Source organism: Hymenobacter cyanobacteriorum (assembly GCF_022631375.1).
Classification (GTDB): Bacteria; Bacteroidota; Bacteroidia; order Cytophagales; family Hymenobacteraceae; genus Hymenobacter; species Hymenobacter cyanobacteriorum.
The window spans coordinates 490444-507380 of the sequence record NZ_JALBGC010000002.1; the positions used below are offsets into that span (position 1 = coordinate 490444).

Below are 16937 nucleotides of genomic sequence, written 5' to 3' on the forward strand. Positions count from 1 at the left end.
TAGCTGCTGGCCAGCTCTGAAGCCTAAAATTGGGCCGCTTATTTTGCTTGCTGCGCCATGCGGGCGAAGCGACGGGCCGCGTTGGTGAATTCTGAAACCGCCTTGATGACGCGGGCGCGGTTTGCGCGAGTACCCTCTGCCTTGCGCGCCACGGCTTTCTGCCTGGATTCGAGCATTTCCACGTCCCTGATTGCGGCCAGCTCAATTTTCGTGCGCCGGCTTTTGGTGGCAGCGTCCACAATCTGCATCAGCGAAGCATTGACAGCGGCGCGCTCGCCCCACCCGAATTACGCAGAAATAGCAGAGAACTTCTCGCTGACTAATCCCGTGATAAATGATGCAAAATTTTCGGCCAAGAACGTGATTTTGTAATCGAATTCCTGGTCAACGTGCACGACTGTTGGTTTACCGGTTGTTCCGCAACTCTAGTAGTCAAGCATAATGATGTCGCGGCCTGCCGGAGGGCAGGCGCAAATGCAAACCCCTATTTCCGCACCCCCATTCGTCAATCATAAACCGACTGCCTAACGCTCTACCAAGCGAATAGGGTCTTATTCTCCCAATCCCCGCAATCCCAGTTATGGCTACAGGATTTTCGGCACACGACGTAGCTGATTTAGTGGGAAAACAGGTATTGCAAGGAATGTCGCCGTTGTGGATTTTCATTAGTTCGATATAAGCAGCGGGTAGTGTGTAGCCCAGTTCACTTTCTACCGAACGGATGAATTCACCCGAAAGAATTTCTTCACTACATATGCTTCGAAAGCATACCCGCACTCATCCCGGAAATTAATTAAATCAACGCGTTGAAAAGCAGTTGCAGACATGCTTTTGAAAACAGGTGAAGAAAAACGCTACCGCCCCACTACCGGCAGCACGGCCACGCTCTCGTGCCCGGCGGCATCTACGCTCGCCACGCCGAAGATGAAGTTGTCCTTGCTGATGGGCAGGTCGGCGGTGGTGCCCGCTGCGGGGTAGCGCTGCTGCCATTGCGGGGCGCTGGTTTCGCGCACCAGCACCACATAGCCGCTGGGCTTGGGGCCGGCGGCGGGCGCCTGCCAGCGCAGTTCGGTGCGGTTGGTGAGGTTGGCGGTGAGAACTTCGACCTTGGCGGGGGCAGCGGGGGCCAGGGCCAGGCCGGCCATGGTGGCGAGGTTCACGCCGGCGTTGCGCCGCAGGTAGGCGAAGTCCACGCCTTCGGTGACGTCGCCGTAGGCGCGGCCCTTTTCGGTGCGCAGGTCCTGGTGCTGGTGGGTGAAATCCTCGTTCATTTCGGTGAAGCGGACGGCGGCGAAGCCCTGCTGGTTGAAGGGCGTGTGGTCGCCGCCGCGCAGAAACCGGTCGGGGCGGTACTCGATGGTGACCTGGTGGCCGTGGCCGTAGAGCTGGGCCATGCGGGCCGCGTAGCGGGCCAGCTGGCGGCTGGGTGCGTCGTTCTCGGAGCTGAGCTGGCGGCGGATTTTGGCCTGCTCGGGCGTTTCGGTGGCCGGCACGCCCTCGCTGAACACGCGCAAATGCTTATCGTCGCTAATCACTGGGTCGAAGCCGTGGGAGTTGCCCACGATGTCGTTGTTGAGCATCGCAATCAGGTTCCAGCCTTCTTTTTTGGCGCGCTCGGCCAGGTGGCCCGAGCCGTAAAGGCCCTGCTCTTCGCCCTGCACGGCCACGAACTTGAGGGTGCAGGGAAACTTCTGGCCGGCCAGCACGCGGGCCAGCTCCATCACCAGCACAGTGCCCGAGCCGTCGTCGTTGGCGCCGGGTGCGTCGGCAGTGGCGTTCATCACGTCGCTCACGCGTGAGTCGATGTGGCCGCTGACGAGGATGACGCGGGTGTCGGTCGGGTCGGTACCGGGCAGGGTGGCCAGCACGTTGGCCATCAGTACGGGCTTGTTGATGCGGCGGCCGTCGGGCTTCACGGTGAAGGTGTCTATCTCGACGGTCATGCGGCCGCCGCCGGCTTTGCTGTACTTCAGAAACTCGTCGCGCACATAGTTGCGGGCCGCGCCGATGCCGCGCGTGGGGCTCTGCGTGTCGCTCAGGGTGTGGCGCGTGCCGAAGGAAACCAGCTTGCGGATGTCGGCTTCGAGGTTTTTGGCTGATATTTCATCGACGAGCTTTTGAATATTGGCATCAGCTTGCGGCAGGAGCGGGGCGGGCTTTTGGGCGAGGGCGGCGAAGGGCGCAAGGGCCAGGAGAAGGGCGGCGAATTTCATAAGGGGAAGGTAGGGAAGGCGAATGGAAAGCGTTAAAAAAAGAACGTCATGCTGAGCGCAGTCGAAGCATCTCGCTCGCAGTGAGTAAACCATTCGAGTGGGATACTTGCGCGGGAGAGATGCTTCGACTGCGCTCAGCATGACGTTCCAGAAGAGCAGAGAAGATGGCGCGCACGCCACAGGCGCCCTATTTCGTTCGGCTTATTGGCCGAAGAGGTAGAACGGCGCGATGGTGCGGAAGTAGGGGTTCACGCCCTCTTCCGATTCCGGGTTCAGCAGCATCAAATCGATGAACTGGTAGGCGTTGGTTTTGCCTTCGAGTACGGGGCCGAGCTCCTGCATGAAGCTGGGGTCGGGGGTGCTGCTGATGAAGGCGAGCAGCAGGCGGGGCACATCGGGGTTGGTGGCTACCTGCATCTGGGCCAGGTAGGCGGCTTCGATGTGCGGTTGGGTGGCGGCCCAGGCCGTTACGGCCTCGATTACACCCTCGGGCATTTCGGCGGGCTGGCTGAGCAGCACCTGAGCGTCGCCACCAGCGGGCGAGAGCGGGCCGGTGAGCTGGCCGGCGAGCAGGGCCGCGAGCTCGTCTTTGGGCAGAATTTTGCCGGCGGGCGAGAAGGGGTTGAGCACGCAATCCTGGCCCTGAATCATGTTGAAAAAGGCGTGGCCGGGGATGCGCACGTAGCTCACAGGGCCGTTATCGATGCCGCCGTCGGTGAGGCGCGGGGGCGAGCTGAAGATGGGCAGCTTGCCGTCGCTCAGCACCTGAAGCTGGATTTCCTGGCCTTCGGCCAGCGTTACTTCGCCGGGCTCGATGCCCTCCATGGGGGCCAGAATCATGAGAATTTCTTCTTGGAGCAGGGCCTGGTAGAAGGCGGGGCGGGCTTCCTCCTGGGTAGCGGCCAGCAGCAATAGCTGCTCCAGCACGTTCTCGGGCTCGAAAGGCAAGGGCTGGGGCTCGGGTACCTGGTAGGTGGGCACCACGGGCTCGGGCTCGACGGGGGCCGTGAACTTGGCGCCCTGGTAGCGGGGGCCGCCGGCGGGCTTGTCGGCCGGGGCGGGGGTGGCGTTGGGGGTAGCGGGGGGAGGAGTTGCCGGGGTGTCGGCGGGTTTATTTTTCAGGAAATCAAACAGGCCCATAATGAGTTGGAATGCGAGTGGGGTTAGGGGTGCAATCTACGGCAAAAAATGGGTTTCGGGCGCGGGAAAGGCGGGTTGGGGGGGTGAACGAGGTAGGGGCGGGGCCTGCCCCCGCCCTTCATTGAACGGACCCGTTCGGGCGATGCGAACGTCCGGGCGGGGGCAGGCCCCGCCCCTATACCGTTTAGGTCCCTCAATGGCACTTATCCATCTGGGCCTGCACTTCGCTGATGGTGCGGGGGGCGGCCTCGTTGCCCCAGTGGCTCTCGATGTAGTTGAGCAGGTTGGTGAGCTGGGCGGGGCTCAGGCCCTTGTTGCCGGGCATGATGTTGTGGTAGCCGATGCCGTTCACCACAATCACCTCGTTCTGGCCGTTGCGCAGCAGGCAGGCCAGCTCGGCGCGGTGGTCCACCAAGTAGTCGGAGCCGGCCAGCGGCGGGATGAGGCGACCGATGCCCTGGCCCTTATCGCCGTGGCAGTTGGCGCAGTGCTGGGCATATAGCTTCTCGCCCTGGTGGCGGTTGTTGCTGAAGCAGCCGGGGAGCAGCACAAGCAACAGCAGGAAACCGGGGAGGCGGCGGAGGGGCATGGGGAAGGGGACTATTTGTCATCCTGAGCCTAGCGAAGGACCTTATAACGGCTGCGCCGTTAGCGCTACGGCAAGTCGTTCTAACGTGATAAGGTCCTTCGCTGCGCTCAGGATGACAGACCTGTTCAAATCAAAATAACCAACGCTACCGCCCGGCCACGCCCTTTTTGCGGGCGTCGATTTCGGCCAGCAGCAGCGGCAACTCGGCTTTGAGGCGGGCAACTTCCTGGGCATTCATGCCGTCGTAAGCGCCGCGGATGTAGCCGCGGTCGTCGATGAGGGCGAGGGTGCCGTTGTGGGCCAGGCCGCCGGGCGACTGCGTGTCGGGCATCACGCCGGTGAGGAAGCGGTTGGCCAGCGTGAAGGTGGCGGCGCGGTCGCCGAGGGTGGCGAAGTGCCAGCGGTTGGCATCGGGCACGCCCAGGCGCTGGGCGTAGTCGCGCAGCACGGCGGTGGAGTCGTGGGCGGGGTCGATGGTGATGGAGAGGAAGCCGAGGCGTGCGTCGGTGGGGTAGAGCTTGAACACCGAAAGCATCTCGCTTTGCAGCTTGGGGCAGATGCCGGGGCAGGTGGCGAAGAAGAAATCGGCGAGATAGGCGCGGCCGGCGAAGGTGGCATTGCTCACGGGCTGGCCGGCCTGGTCGCGGAGGGCGAAGGCGGGCACGGGCGTGGCCAGCGTGTCGGCGGGGCCGCCGTCGGCGCGCGGGCGGATGTCGCGCTCGCCGAGGATGGGCAGCTGGGCGGCTTCCTTGGGCGGGGCAGTGCAAGCGGGGGCGAGCAGCGTGCCGGCCAGGGCCGGCAGCAGCAACAGGCGTTTCAGCGTCATGGGGTGGGGGTTATTTGGAAGCGGGGGCCACGTCGCCGGCGGCGGGGTGCTGGGCCTGGAATTTGGTGGCCGAATCGAGCGAGGAGCGGAACAGGCGGCGCACTACAGCCAACTGCTGCTGCTGCTGCTGGAAGTAAGCAAGCCGGGCCTCCGGGGTGGCGGTGCTGTCGGGGGCTTTGTATTGGTGCATCCAGGCCATCATGGCGTTGTCGGCGGCGGTGAGGCCGTGGATGTAGGGGGCGGGGGCCTCGGAGTGGTAGCCCGAGAGCTTGCCTTTGCGGGCCATCAGCTCGTCGGTCTGGAACATGAGGGAGTCGTGGGTGGCCATCAGGGCGATTTCGGCGGCGCTGGCGGGCGAGGGAGCGGCTCCTTCGCTGATGGGCTTGTTGGGCGAGGAGCAGGCGGCCAGCAGCAGGAAGGGCGCGGCGGCCGCGCAAACGGCGTTTTTGAGGGAGCTTTTCACGGGGCAAAGGTACGGCGGGGCGGGGCAGTGGAAAGGTGCGGCGGCAGCGCGGAGCGGTGAGGCGGGAGGGAGGAGCGGTGGGATGGGACCGCGGAAGGATGGGGCGGCAGGGAGGAGAGGCGTGGCGGTAGGGAGGAAGGTTGTGACGGGACCGCGGAACGGGTGAGGCGGCAGGGAGGGCAGCTGTGGCGGCAGCGCGGAAAAATCGGTCAAATCAAAAGCCTAGCATAACTGGTTTGTCATCCTGCGCGTAGCCAAGGACCTTCTCATGGCTGCGGCGTTTGGATTCACTGCAAACAGTTCAGACGTGAGAAGGTCCTTCGCCTCTGCTTATTATGCGCAGAATGCTCAGGATGACAGAGTTTAACCTCCTCATCTACCAATCCACTCACCCACAACTCCACCAATCCACCACTTATGAAAACCCGCCAACTGGGCCGCTCCGGCCTCACCGTATCGGCCCTGGGCCTGGGCTGCATGGGCATGTCCGACTTCTACGCCGGGCAGGACGATGCCGAAAGCACCCGCACCCTGCACCGCGCCCTCGATTTGGGCGTGACGTTCTTCGACACCGCCGACATGTACGGCCCCTTCAAAAACGAGGAACTGGTGGGCCGCGCTTTCAAGGGCAAGCGCGATGGCATTGTGCTAGCCACCAAATTCGGCATTCAGCGCGACCCCAACGACCCCACCAAGCGCGGCATCAACGGCCGGCCCGAGTACGTGAAAGCTGCTTGCGAAGCCAGCCTCAAGCGTCTCGGCACCGACCACATCGACCTGTACTACCAGCACCGCGTCGACCCGAGCACGCCCATTGAGGAAACCGTGGGAGCCATGAGCCGGCTGGTGGAGGAAGGCAAAGTGCGCTTCCTGGGCCTGAGCGAGGCCGCGCCGGCCACCGTGCGCCGGGCCGTGGCGGTGCACCCCATCGCGGCGCTGCAAACCGAGTATTCGCTCTGGAGTCGCGAGCCGGAGGACGAAATTCTGCCCACCATCCGCGAGTTGGGGGTGGGGTTTGTGCCGTATTCGCCGCTGGGCCGGGGCTTCCTCACGGGCCAGATTAAGCGCTTCGAGGACCTGGCCGAAGACGACTACCGCCGCCACACGCCCCGCTTCCAGGGCGAGAACTTCCAGAAAAACCTTGACCTCGTGGCCCGTATTCAGGACCTGGCCCAGCAGAAGCACTGCACCGCCAGCCAGTTGGCCCTGGCCTGGGTGCTGGCCCAGGGCGACGACGTGGTGCCCATTCCCGGCACCAAGCGCGTGCAGTACCTGGAGGAAAACCTCGGCGCGCTGGAAGTGGAATTGACGAAGGATGAGCTGGCCCAACTCGACGAAATTGCACCCAAGGGTAAGGCCGCGGCCGGCCTGCGCTACCCGGCCGCCATGATGGGCTCGGTAAACGGGTAATTGTTCGCTCAGCATGTTGCCCAACAGGCCCGTCGGACTCCGGCGGGCCTGTTGGGTTGTAGTGCCCCAGTGCCGAGGCGGCAACGGAACCCAGGCCATCTGTTCCCAATTCTTCTAAAACAGAAGTGCCGCCCCACCCAACACAAAAGGTACGGGCAGAGCGGCCAAATAACAGCTGTACACGCCTCTAGCGCAACTCCATTTCCTTCAGGGAGATGATGTATTCCTTGGAGTTGGCGTCGTAGCGAATGGTATATTTCTTGGGGAAATACTTGCCGCTGACCTCGTAGGAAGCAGGCTGCTTAATGGCCTGCTCGATGCTGACGCTGGGCACCAGTAGCGCTTTCGTGAACATGGGCTCGACGAAGGTGACGTGCCCGTCGTAGGTGCCGTAGATAAACGTGTGGCTGAAGCTGCCACCGGGAGCGTATTCGGGGCTGGTGGGGTCAACCCAGTGGCGGCCCATCATGGGCACGGTGCGGCTGGGCGCTTGGTTGGGCGGCGTGATGTAGCCGGCCGGCAGCTTGGTACTGGCCGGAAAAATGTCGCCCTTGGGGTCGTCGAGGGTGATGGCGTGTTGCGCGGCCATGGGTTGCATGTAAAAGTGCGCATCAAAATGAGGCACGGTGTATACCCCAGCCGGCTCGTGGCCGTTGGGGTTCCAGTCGAAAGAAATGTGGTCGAAAGGCATTTTGGTGGTCGCACCGCCGGCGGGGAGGGTCACATCGTACATGGTGCCCAAGATGGGCGTGGCCGGCAGGTTGGTCAGGCCCGTAGCCGTGAGGGCCACGCCTATTTCCATCGGGTTGCCGTTGGCATCGGCCGAGACAAAGCTGCGGGCCGAGCCGGCTCCAACCTGCACGGTTGGGCCATAGGTGGTTGACGGCTGCGCCGGCGAGTCAGCATCTTGGCTGCAGCTCAGCATCAGCGGCATGCAAAGCCCGATGAGTGCTGCCGAACAACGCCAGCCGGGGCAGCGTGAGACAATGGAGTGTACCATAAGTGACGCAGAAAAAAAGGTGAGAAATTAAGTAAATATATAAATTTATTGATTATAAATAAAGTAACAACAAACACCATAATATTTATGATTTTAGCAGGGAAGGTTTTGGATTGAGCCAAATTACTATCCTGCCACTGAAAGGCGGGTAAGGGCTGCTTCCCAACCCCAACCGTAAAAACCCGTTACCTTCCCCGGCGCAACCCTTCACAATCCCGGCGCCCGCTTATGACCCCAACCCCGACGCAACCTGCCGCCGCCGCTGGCGCGGTCGAAAAAGACAACAAGCGCATCACCACCGGCTGGACGTTTTACGACTGGGCCAACTCGGTGTACCCGCTGGTGATAACCAGCTCGATTTTTCCGATTTACTGGTCCAGCGTCATCAAGCAGATTACGCACACCGACAGCGGCCAGAGCCCCGTGAGCTTCTTGGGCATGATGGTGCCCGGCTCGTCGCTGCTGAACTACGCCATTTCAGTGTCGTTCCTGCTCATTGCCATTGTCAGCCCGTTCCTCACCTCGCTGGCCGACTTTTCGGGGCGCAAGAAGCTGTTTCTGCAAATCTTCTGCTACATTGGGGCGGCCTCGTGCGCGGGGCTGTTCTTCTTCTCGCCGGCCACGCTCACGCTGTCCACGTTCATTTTCGTGGCGGCTACGGTGGGCTTTTCGGGCAGCATCGTGTTCTACAACTCGTATTTGCCCGAAATCAGCTCGGAGGAAAAATTCGATTCGCTTTCGGCCAAGGGCTTTTCGATGGGCTACATCGGCTCGGTGATTCTGCTGGTGACCTGCCTGGTGATTAACCAGTTTCACGACAAAATCGGCATCGATGCTGAGCGCGCCGCCCAAATTTCCTTCCTGCTCACGGGCATCTGGTGGGCCGGCTTCGCCCAGATTCCTTTTGCCACACTGCCGCCCGACCGCGGCCGCCCGGCCGACGCCCCCGCCGCCGAGGGCGGCTGGCTGCTCAACGGTTTCCGCGAGCTGGGCAAGGTGTGGGACCAGCTCAAGCAGCTGCCCAACGTGAAGAAATTTCTGCTTGCCTACTTCACCTACAACATGGGCGTGCAAACGGTGATGTACGTGGCCACGCTCTTCGGCACCGATGAATTGCACCTCGAATCGGGCGCGCTCATCCTCACCATTTTGCTACTCCAGGTGGTAGCCATTGCGGGCGCTTACCTGTTTGCCAAGCTCTCCGAGCGCATCGGTAATACCCGGGCCCTGAGCTGGTCGGTATTCATCTGGATGCTGATTTGCATTGCGGGCTACTTTGTGCAGGCCGGCTGGAGCTTCTACGCGCTGGCCGCCGTCATCGGCCTCACCATGGGCGCCATCCAGAGCCTGAGCCGCAGCACCTACTCCAAAATCATCCCCGAGAATACGCCCAATTCGGCCGCCTTTTTCAGCTTTTTCGACGTGACCGAGAAGCTGAGCATTGTGATTGGCACGGCCACCTTCGGCATCATCAACCAGGTCACCGGCTCGATGCGCAACAGCCTGCTGGCGCTGATTGTCTTCTTCATTCTGGGCCTGATTTTTCTACTCCAGCTGCGCGGTAAGAAGCTGCGCGAAGACTCGCTGGGCCCGGTGTCGGTACCCGGCCCGCCGCCTGCCTCGGCCGCCGCCGAAATGGGCGCGCCGATGACCACGTAGCGTGGACTTTTAGTCCGCGAATAAAATCGAATAGCTTTGACTCGCGGACTAACAGTCCGCGCTACATCCCATATTCCCACCCCATCCTCATGCACACCGCTTCCCTCCAGCAAAACATCCTCGCCGAGCTCGACCACGAACTGGCCCAGACCCGCAAAACCATCGAGCGGGTGCCTTTCGACCAGGCCGACTACAAGCCCCACCCCAAGAGCATGAGCCTGTGGCAGCTGGCCACCCACGTGGTGAACCTGCTGGCTTTCAACACGCTGTTCGTCACGCACGACTCGCGCGATTTCCTCGACCCCAACGCGCCCAAGCCCGGCCCCACGCCCACGAGCATGGAAGAGCTGCTGGCCCGTTTCGATGAGTACAGCGCCACGCTGCGCCGGGAGCTTCAGCAAAGCGACGATGAGAAGCTGACCCACAATTTCAAGCTGCACCGCGGCGAGCACACCATCATGGAAATGCCGAAAGGCGCGGCCATTCGCATCATGGGCCTCAACCACAGCATCCATCACCGCGGCCAGCTCACGGTGTACCTGCGCCTGCTCGACATTCCGGTGCCCGGCCTCTACGGCCCCAGCGCCGACGAGAAGTAATCCGCCTGCCAGAGTAAACAAGAACGTCATGTTGAGCGCAGCCGAAGCATCTCTACCGCAGCAGTAAGTCCTATCGATTGGATTACTTGCACAGTAGAGATGCTTCGGCTGCGCTCAGCATGACGTTCTTGTTTCTGCTACTTCCGCCCGAACACCTTTTCCCCGCCAATCCACGTCTGCAGCACCTGCGCGCCGCGCAGCTGCTCCTTTGGCGCGGTCAGCAAATCGGTGTTCAGCACCACGAAATCGGCCAGCATGCCCGGCTTAATCTGGCCCTTGCGCTTCTCCTCGAAGGCGGCGTGGGCGGCCCAGGTAGTCATGCCGCGCAGGGCGTCGGGGCGCGATATGGCGTTTTCCATCTGGAAGCCGGTGGTGGGGTAGTTCTTCGCATCCTGCCGGGCCACGGCCGCGTGGAAGCCGAACAGCGGGTTGATGTTTTCCACCGGAAAATCGGAGCCCAGGGCTAGCTGGCCATATTGCTTTAACAGCTCTTTGTACGCATAAGCAGTTTTCAGGCGCTCGGCGCCCAGCCGCTCCCCGGCCCAATACATATCTGATGTGGCGTGGGTAGGCTGCACCGAGGGCACAATGCCAAACTGCCCGAACTTGCCCATGTCGGCCGGGGTGATGACCTGGGCGTGCTCGATGCGCCAGCGCCGGTCTTTCTGGCCCTTCAGCGCCTCGCCGTAGATGTTGAGGATGATGCGGTTGGCCGAGTCGCCGATGGCGTGGGTGTTCATCTGAAACTTCGACGCCGCCAACTCTTTGGCCAGGTCGCGAAACTGCTTTTCGGTGGATAGCAAAAAGCCCGTTTCCTTCGGCTTGTCGGCATAGGGCTTCACCAGGCAGGCCCCGCGCGAGCCCAGCGCCCCGTCGGCGTACACTTTAAAGGAACTGACCGTGAGCTGGTCGGTCAGAATGGGGCCATTTTTCAGATAAAACGCCCGGTTTTCGGGCGTGGGAGTCAGCATAGCATACAGCCGGAGCTTCAGCTTCTTTTGCTGCTGCAGGGAGGCCATCTGGTCGATGTTGACTTTGTCGAGGCCGGCATCGGCGAGGCTGGTGAGGCCCACGGCCAGGCAGTTTTGCTGGGCTTGCAGCAGCAGCTGAGCGGCCTCGGCCGGAGCTGGGTCGGGAATTTTGCTGCTCACCAGGCGCGTGGCATTGTCCACCAACAGCCCTGTAAGCCGGCCCTGCGCGTCGCGCGCAATAATGCCGCCGCTGATGGGCGTGCGGGCCGTGACGCCCGCCAAATCCAGCGCCTTCTGGTTCACGATGGCGGCGTGACCGTCCACGCGCACCAGCAGCACGGGCACGTCCGGGAACAGCAGGTCGAGCGTGTCTTTGCTGGGAAACTGCTTGCCCGACCAGTCGTTCTGGTCCCAGCCGCGCCCCGTGAGCCACGCCGCTTGCGGGTATTTCTTCCGGTTCTCCTGCAGCTTCTGAATCACCTCTTTCCAGGAGTTCGTGCCCACCAAATCGGCGCTCGGCAGGGCCAGCGCGTAGCGGTAGAAATGGCAGTGCGCATCGTAAAAACCGGGGTAGATGAACTTGCCGCCCGCGTCCACTTCCTGCGCCGCTTGGTACTTCGCCTTCAAATCCGTTGCTGAACCCACCGCCACGAATTTGCCGTCCTTCACCGCAAAAGCTTCGGTCTTCGAGAAGGTCGAATCGACGGTGTAAACCGTGGCGTTGGTTACCAGTAAATCCACGGCCTCACGCCTGGCCGAGCAGTTGCTGAGCAGCGCCAGGGCCAGTAGTGGCGCGGCGGTCTTTAAGAGTATAGTAGGGGAGAGAAAGGCCATGCAGGGAGTTTTAAGCGGAAAATTCCGGTGAGGAAAAGCAAAAAAGAACGTCATGCTGAGCGAAGTCGAAGCATCTCTACTGCAATACTAAATTTGATTAGTGGCGCGGTAGAGATGCTTCGACTTCGCTCAGCATGACGTTTCAGAGGGATTCAAATTAGCTCCTTACTCGAAGCGCATGTGCTTCACCGACTCGCCCGAGAACTGCAGCTCCTGCAGCGACTCGATGCCGATTTGCAGGTGGCGCTTCACGAAATCGGTGGTCACTTTCGAGTCCGATTCCGACGTTTTCACGCCTTCGGGGGTCATCGGGTTGTCGCTCACCAGCAGCAGCGCGCCGTGCGGAATGTCGTTCATGAAGCCCACCACGAAAATGGTGGCCGTTTCCATGTCCACGGCCAGGGCGCGCACCCGGCGCAGGTAGTCCTTGAATTCGGAATCGTGCTCCCACACGCGGCGGTTGGTGGTGTACACGGTGCCGGTGTAGTAGTCGAGTTCGTGCTTTTTAATCATCGACGACACGGCGCGCTGCAGCCGGAACGAGGGCAGCGCCGGAATCTCCTTCGGCAGGTAGTCGTCGGAAGTACCGTCGCCACGAATGGCGGCGATGGGCAGCACGAGGTCACCGAGCTTGGTTTTTTTCAGGCCGCCGCACTTGCCCAGAAACAGCGCCGCCTTGGGCTTGATGGCCGAGAGCAAATCCATCACCGTGGCCGCCATCGGCGAGCCCATGCCAAAGTTCACAATGGTGATGCCGTTGGCCGTGGCCGTTTGCATGGGCTTGTCGAGGCCGCGGACTTCCACGCCAAACTGCTCGGCAAACATGTACACGTAATTGCTGAAGTTGGTGAGCAGGATGTATTGCCCGAAGTCGCCCAGCGGCACGCCGGTGTAGCGTGGCAGCCAGTTGTTTACAATTTCTTCTTTAGTCTTCATAAAAGGGGGTTGAGTGGCGGGATGGCTAAGTTCGGGAGTGGGGAAAGGGTATGCGTTTCGGAGTCACTTAGCCACTCAGTTGCTCAGTCACTCGATGTCAGACCCCTACCTTTGGAGGTGATGCAAGCCCTGGACCTGCCGCCTTTCGACCCCAAACTTACGCAATCGGCCACAAATCAACCACTCATCTGGGATGGGCTGCGGCGCAAGCACGTCGTGCTCACGCCCGAGGAGTGGGTGCGCCAGCACATGGTGCACTACCTCATCAACCACCTGGGCTACCCGCGCGGCCTGCTGGCCCTCGAGCGGGGCCTGCGCTACAACCAGCGCCAGAAGCGCACCGACCTGCTGGCCCTCGACCCGGCCGGCCAGCCCCTGCTGCTGGTGGAGTGCAAAGCGCCCTCGGTGCCCATTACGCAGGCGGTGGCGCGGCAGGCCACCACCTATAATCAAACCATCGGCGCGCCGCTGCTGCTGCTCACCAACGGACTGGTGCACTACTGCTGGCGGGTCGATTTTGAGCAACGCACCAACCAACGGCTAGCCGATATTCCGACGTTTACTGAAGCGGTGCAGGGTGCGGGCTGATGCCGGGGCGTGAAATCCTACGTAAAAAGCCCGGCCGCAAGCAGTTGCGGCCGGGCTTTTAGGCCATTAAAATTTTCAAAAATCAGGCTTAGTGCTTGATTTTCGTTTTATTGCGCTTGTCTTTGATGCGGGCATCGGCAGGCACCACACGTACAGGCCGTTCGATGACCGTAGTATTCGGGGCCGGGTCGGTCGTCGTCGTCGTCGACTCCGTAGTGGTGGTAGTAGCTGGCGTGGGCGAAGTATAAACGGGCGACGTGTACACCGGTGTTGCAGGGGTGGCGGGCGTCACCGTCGTTTGGCGTGTGGTGGTGGTGCTGGTGCTGCTCTGGGCACTGGCCGAATAGCCACAAACCAGTAGAAACAGGGCGAGAAAGAGGGGTTGCTTTTTCATAGGACCAGATAGTTAAATGAAACGAAATGCCAGCGGCCTGTAGCGCGCAGCAATTGGTTGGCCTTTAACGAGCAAAAGCAAATTAGGGTTAAAATAGGTGGCAACAAGCTGCCAATAAGCTACTTATACAGCCGGTTGTCGACCAGCCCATTTACATAGAACTGCACGCAGGCTCGCAGCTCGTTGCCATACTGTTTTAGCAGGGCCGGGTTGGGGTTGGCCACTGGCTCGGTAGGCATGAAGTGCAGCGCGTAGGGGTAGAGACGCACCTCGTTTTTGTTGGTCAACTCCGTCACGAAGTCGTTGTGCACCAGGAAATACGATTCGCCGTCGCGAAACAGAGCCCGGCCCGGGCTGGCCGTATCAAACACCGATGAGCCGAAGGGCAGCAGGTACTTCTGCTCCTGCGGCAAACCCAGCACTTCAAGCACCGTGGCCGGCACATCGGCCTGCTGCGTCACACGGTGCGCGGCAACGGCCGGCAACTGCTGGCCGGGGGCGAAGAGCAGCAGCGGCGTTTTGTGGTTGCCGAGCAGGTTCTGGTAGGTGGGCTGGTCGGTCTGGGAAGTATGGTCGGCGGTGAGGACGAACAGCGTGTTGGCGTACCAAGGCTGCCGGCGGGCCGCCGCGAAAAAGCGCCGCAACGCCAAATCGGTGTAGGCAATGGTGGGGTGAATGGGCTGTGTGCCAACCGGAAACTTGCCCTGGTACTGCTTGGGCAGCGTGAACGGGTCGTGGGCGCTGAGCGTGAACAGCGCCGCCAGAAACGGCTGCCTGGTAGCCGTGAGCTGCCGGTTGAAGTATTGCAGGTAGGGCTCATCGAAAATGCCCCAGTGCCCGTCGTAGTCGGGGCTGCCGATGCCGCCGGGGTATTCGTTCAAGCCGTAGTAGCGCTGCATGCCGGCAATGCCACTGAACATGTCAAACCCCATGGTGCCGTTGGCCCCGGCGTGGTACATGGCCGTGGCGTAGCCGTGGCGGCCCAGGATTTCGCCCAGCCCGTGCACCTCCGCCGTCTGGAAGCTGGAGGTGATGAATGGCTCATCCATCAGCGAAGGCAGGCCCGCCAGTACCGCCGGCAGCGCCTCGATGGAGCGCCGGCCGTTGGCGTAGTTGTCGCGCAGCAGCCGCGCCTGTGGCACCGTCGCCAGCGAATCAAAAAAAGGCGTGAAGCCGCCTTTGCCGCCGTTTTCCACGCCGTTGTACTCCGAGGCGAAGCTCTCCACCAGCAAAACCACCACATTCATCGGCCTGGCCGGGGCCGGGCGGGCGGGCACCGTTGCCGCGGCCAGCGCCGGCCGCAGCGCCGCGGTGCCGGGGAAGTAGGCCACCCGCTCAATCGGTACCTCGTCAAACGACTTCAGCACCGTGAACGTGCTGTTCAGCACCAGATGGCCCAGCACGGCGGGCGGCTGCTCGAAAGCAGCGCCCGTGCGTAAGGGCTTCAGCTGCCAGCCGCCGCGCAGGCCCAGCACCACCAAAGCCACCGTCAGCATGAATTCCACGCTGCGCTGCACCCAGCCCCAGCGCCCGGCCGGAGCTGCCAGCTCGGCGCGGGTGGGCATGGGGCACAGCCACCACAGCGCATACACCAGCGCCGCCAGCGGAATAGCCAGGTACCAATAGTGCAGCCCAATCTGGCCCGCCTGCCGGGCTATGTCGTGCCCGATGGTGTGCCACTCGTTGCTCAGCCGCCGCCCGATGAATTTAAAATACTCCCAATCAATAATATTGAGCAGGATGCCGGGCATGTTCAGCAGCACCAGTAGCCCGCGCAACCACTGCTGCCCGCGCTTCGACGAAACCGGCACCAGCAGCGACAGCAGCACCAGCGGTATATTCAGCCAGAGCAGCGCTGCCACATCGAAGCGCAGCCCGTGCCCAAATGCCCCCGCCACCGCGCCCGGCGCAATGCCGCGAAAAGTGGCAGGGTTCAGCAGCAGAAAGCCCAGCCGCAGCAGCGAATACACGCCCAGCAGCAGGGCAAAGCGGCGCAGCAACAGGCGAATGGCAGGGGAGGGAAGCAAGTCAGTTAAAAGTTAAGAGTTGAAAGGGAGGAGTTAAAAAGAGAGTGTGGGCAGTAACAAAGCAAAGCCTTCCCGACACATGGTCAGGAAGGCTTTTAACTCATAACTCTTAACTTTTAACTCAAACAGCCGCCAGCTCCAGCACGGTTTCCACGTTCACCAAGGGCAGGCCCCAAGCATCGGCTACGCCTTTGTAGACCACCTCGCCGTGCACCACGTTCAGGCCGAGGCGCAGGGCCTCGTCGCGGCGGCAGGCTTCCTGCCAGCCCTGGTTGGCCAGTTTCACAGCGTAGGGCAGGGTGGCGTTGGTCAGGGCCAGGGTGCTGGTGTAGGGCACCGCGCCGGGCATATTGGCCACGCAGTAGTGCACCACGTCGTCGATGATGAAGGTCGGGTTTTCGTGCGTCGTGGGGTGGCAGGTTTCGATGCAGCCGCCCTGGTCCACGGCCACGTCAACGACTACGGTGCCGGGACGCATAGTCTTCAGCATGTCGCGGGTGATGAGGTGCGGAGCTTTTGCGCCGGGAATCAGCACCGCGCCCACAATCAGGTCGGCGGTTTTGATGGCTTCGCGGATATTGTACTCGTTCGAGTACTGCGTCACCACGTTCTTGGGCATGAAATCGTCGAGCTCGCGCAGCCGGTTCAGGCTGATGTCCATCACCGTCACCTGCGCGCCGAGGCCGGCAGCCACTTTCGCGGCCTGCGTGCCCACGATGCCGGCACCCAGCACCAGCACGTGCGCGGGCTTCACGCCGGGCACGCCGCCGAGCAGAATGCCGCGGCCTTTGAGGGGCTTCTCCAGGTACTTGGCGCCTTCCTGCGGGGCCATGCGGCCGGCCACTTCGCTCATCGGGATGAGCAGCGGCAGGGCGCGGTTGCTGAGCTCCACCGTTTCGTAAGCCAAGCAGATGGCCTTGCGCTCAATCATGGCGTGGGTCAGCTCCTCACCGCTGGCGAAGTGGAAGTAGGTGAACAGCAACTGGTTTTCCTTGATGAGCGGGTACTCCTCCGCAATCGGCTCCTTCACCTTGATAATCATCTCGGCCTGCCCATACACTTCGGCAATGGTGTCGAGAATCGTCGCGCCGGCCGATTTGTATTCGTCATCCGAGAAGCCCGAGCCTTCGCCGGCCGTGTGCTGCACCAGCAGGGTGTGGCCGTGCTTGCGCAACTCGGCTACGCCGGCAGGCGTGAGGCCCACGCGGTTTTCGTTGTTTTTAATCTCCTTAGGAACGCCAATAATCATGAGCGAAGGTGGGAAAAGTAGGGGTGAGGGGAGGTGTTG

At 61.8% G+C, this 16937-nt stretch carries 17 protein-coding genes; 4 read left to right on the top strand and 13 right to left on the bottom strand.

The annotated features are described in order from the left end of the window. Positions 1 to 38: 38 nt before the first annotated feature. From MON38_RS07225 to MON38_RS07250, 7 genes are all read right to left on the bottom strand, one after another. Complete coding sequence (locus tag MON38_RS07225) at positions 39 to 248, bottom strand: SPFH domain-containing protein (protein ID WP_241935489.1); 210 nt, start codon at positions 246 to 248, stop codon at positions 39 to 41. A gap of 184 nt (positions 249 to 432) precedes the next feature. Then, positions 433 to 777: an SMI1/KNR4 family protein gene (locus MON38_RS22955; RefSeq protein ID WP_422388675.1), complete on the bottom strand. Its 345-nt coding sequence runs from the start codon at positions 775 to 777 to the stop codon at positions 433 to 435. A 77-nt stretch (positions 778 to 854) separates the two neighbouring features. Next, the gene (locus tag MON38_RS07230) at positions 855 to 2213 is read right to left on the bottom strand and encodes a M28 family peptidase (protein ID WP_241935490.1); all 1359 of its coding nucleotides are present in this window, start codon (positions 2211 to 2213) and stop codon (positions 855 to 857) included. A 201-nt stretch (positions 2214 to 2414) separates the two neighbouring features. Continuing rightward, positions 2415 to 3353 carry an enhanced serine sensitivity protein SseB C-terminal domain-containing protein gene (locus MON38_RS07235; protein ID WP_241935491.1) on the bottom strand — a complete coding sequence of 313 codons (939 nt, stop codon included), beginning with the start codon at positions 3351 to 3353 and terminating at the stop codon, positions 2415 to 2417. 193 nt (positions 3354 to 3546) lie between these two features. Then, positions 3547 to 3942, bottom strand: coding sequence for a c-type cytochrome (locus MON38_RS07240; protein ID WP_241935492.1), 396 nt, complete (start codon positions 3940 to 3942; stop codon positions 3547 to 3549). Positions 3943 to 4087: 145 nt separating this feature from the next. Continuing rightward, entirely contained in the window at positions 4088 to 4768 is a 681-nt protein-coding gene (locus tag MON38_RS07245; protein ID WP_241935493.1) for an SCO family protein, read from the bottom strand. Between the two features lie 10 nt (positions 4769 to 4778). Then, positions 4779 to 5231 (bottom strand): hypothetical protein, encoded by a 453-nt coding sequence (locus MON38_RS07250; RefSeq protein WP_241935494.1) that lies wholly within the window; start codon positions 5229 to 5231, stop codon positions 4779 to 4781. Between the two features lie 417 nt (positions 5232 to 5648). On the opposite strand from MON38_RS07250, the gene MON38_RS07255 reads away from it, so the two are divergent. Then, positions 5649 to 6641 (top strand): aldo/keto reductase, encoded by a 993-nt coding sequence (locus tag MON38_RS07255; protein WP_241935495.1) that lies wholly within the window; start codon positions 5649 to 5651, stop codon positions 6639 to 6641. Between the two features lie 187 nt (positions 6642 to 6828). Here MON38_RS07255 and MON38_RS07260 read toward each other — a convergent pair whose 3' ends face one another. After that, entirely contained in the window at positions 6829 to 7575 is a 747-nt protein-coding gene (locus MON38_RS07260) for a DUF5602 domain-containing protein (RefSeq protein ID WP_241935496.1), read from the bottom strand. A 294-nt stretch (positions 7576 to 7869) separates the two neighbouring features. On the opposite strand from MON38_RS07260, the gene MON38_RS07265 reads away from it, so the two are divergent. Beyond that, positions 7870 to 9300, top strand: coding sequence for an MFS transporter (locus tag MON38_RS07265; protein ID WP_241935497.1), 1431 nt, complete (start codon positions 7870 to 7872; stop codon positions 9298 to 9300). Positions 9301 to 9389: 89 nt separating this feature from the next. Continuing rightward, on the top strand, positions 9390 to 9899 hold the full coding sequence (locus MON38_RS07270; protein WP_241935498.1) for a DinB family protein: 510 nt from the start codon (positions 9390 to 9392) through the stop codon (positions 9897 to 9899). Between the two features lie 137 nt (positions 9900 to 10036). Here the strand turns inward: MON38_RS07270 and MON38_RS07275 are convergent, their stop codons facing one another. Continuing rightward, a complete protein-coding gene (locus MON38_RS07275; RefSeq protein ID WP_241935499.1) occupies positions 10037 to 11704 on the bottom strand; it encodes an amidohydrolase in 1668 nt (555 codons plus the stop codon). Positions 11705 to 11869: 165 nt separating this feature from the next. Continuing rightward, positions 11870 to 12640 carry an AMP nucleosidase gene (locus MON38_RS07280; protein WP_241935500.1) on the bottom strand — a complete coding sequence of 257 codons (771 nt, stop codon included), beginning with the start codon at positions 12638 to 12640 and terminating at the stop codon, positions 11870 to 11872. Between the two features lie 120 nt (positions 12641 to 12760). Between MON38_RS07280 and MON38_RS07285 the strand changes: the two genes are divergently transcribed. Further along, positions 12761 to 13228 (top strand): type I restriction enzyme HsdR N-terminal domain-containing protein, encoded by a 468-nt coding sequence (locus MON38_RS07285; protein WP_241935982.1) that lies wholly within the window; start codon positions 12761 to 12763, stop codon positions 13226 to 13228. 88 nt (positions 13229 to 13316) lie between these two features. Here the strand turns inward: MON38_RS07285 and MON38_RS07290 are convergent, their stop codons facing one another. The 3 genes from MON38_RS07290 to ald form a co-directional block, all read right to left on the bottom strand. After that, positions 13317 to 13622 (bottom strand): hypothetical protein, encoded by a 306-nt coding sequence (locus tag MON38_RS07290; protein WP_241935501.1) that lies wholly within the window; start codon positions 13620 to 13622, stop codon positions 13317 to 13319. A gap of 119 nt (positions 13623 to 13741) precedes the next feature. Continuing rightward, a complete protein-coding gene (locus MON38_RS07295) occupies positions 13742 to 15649 on the bottom strand; it encodes an LTA synthase family protein (protein WP_241935502.1) in 1908 nt (635 codons plus the stop codon). 121 nt (positions 15650 to 15770) lie between these two features. Further along, entirely contained in the window at positions 15771 to 16898 is a 1128-nt protein-coding gene (gene ald / locus MON38_RS07300) for an alanine dehydrogenase (RefSeq protein WP_241935503.1), read from the bottom strand. Positions 16899 to 16937: the final 39 nt, after the last annotated feature.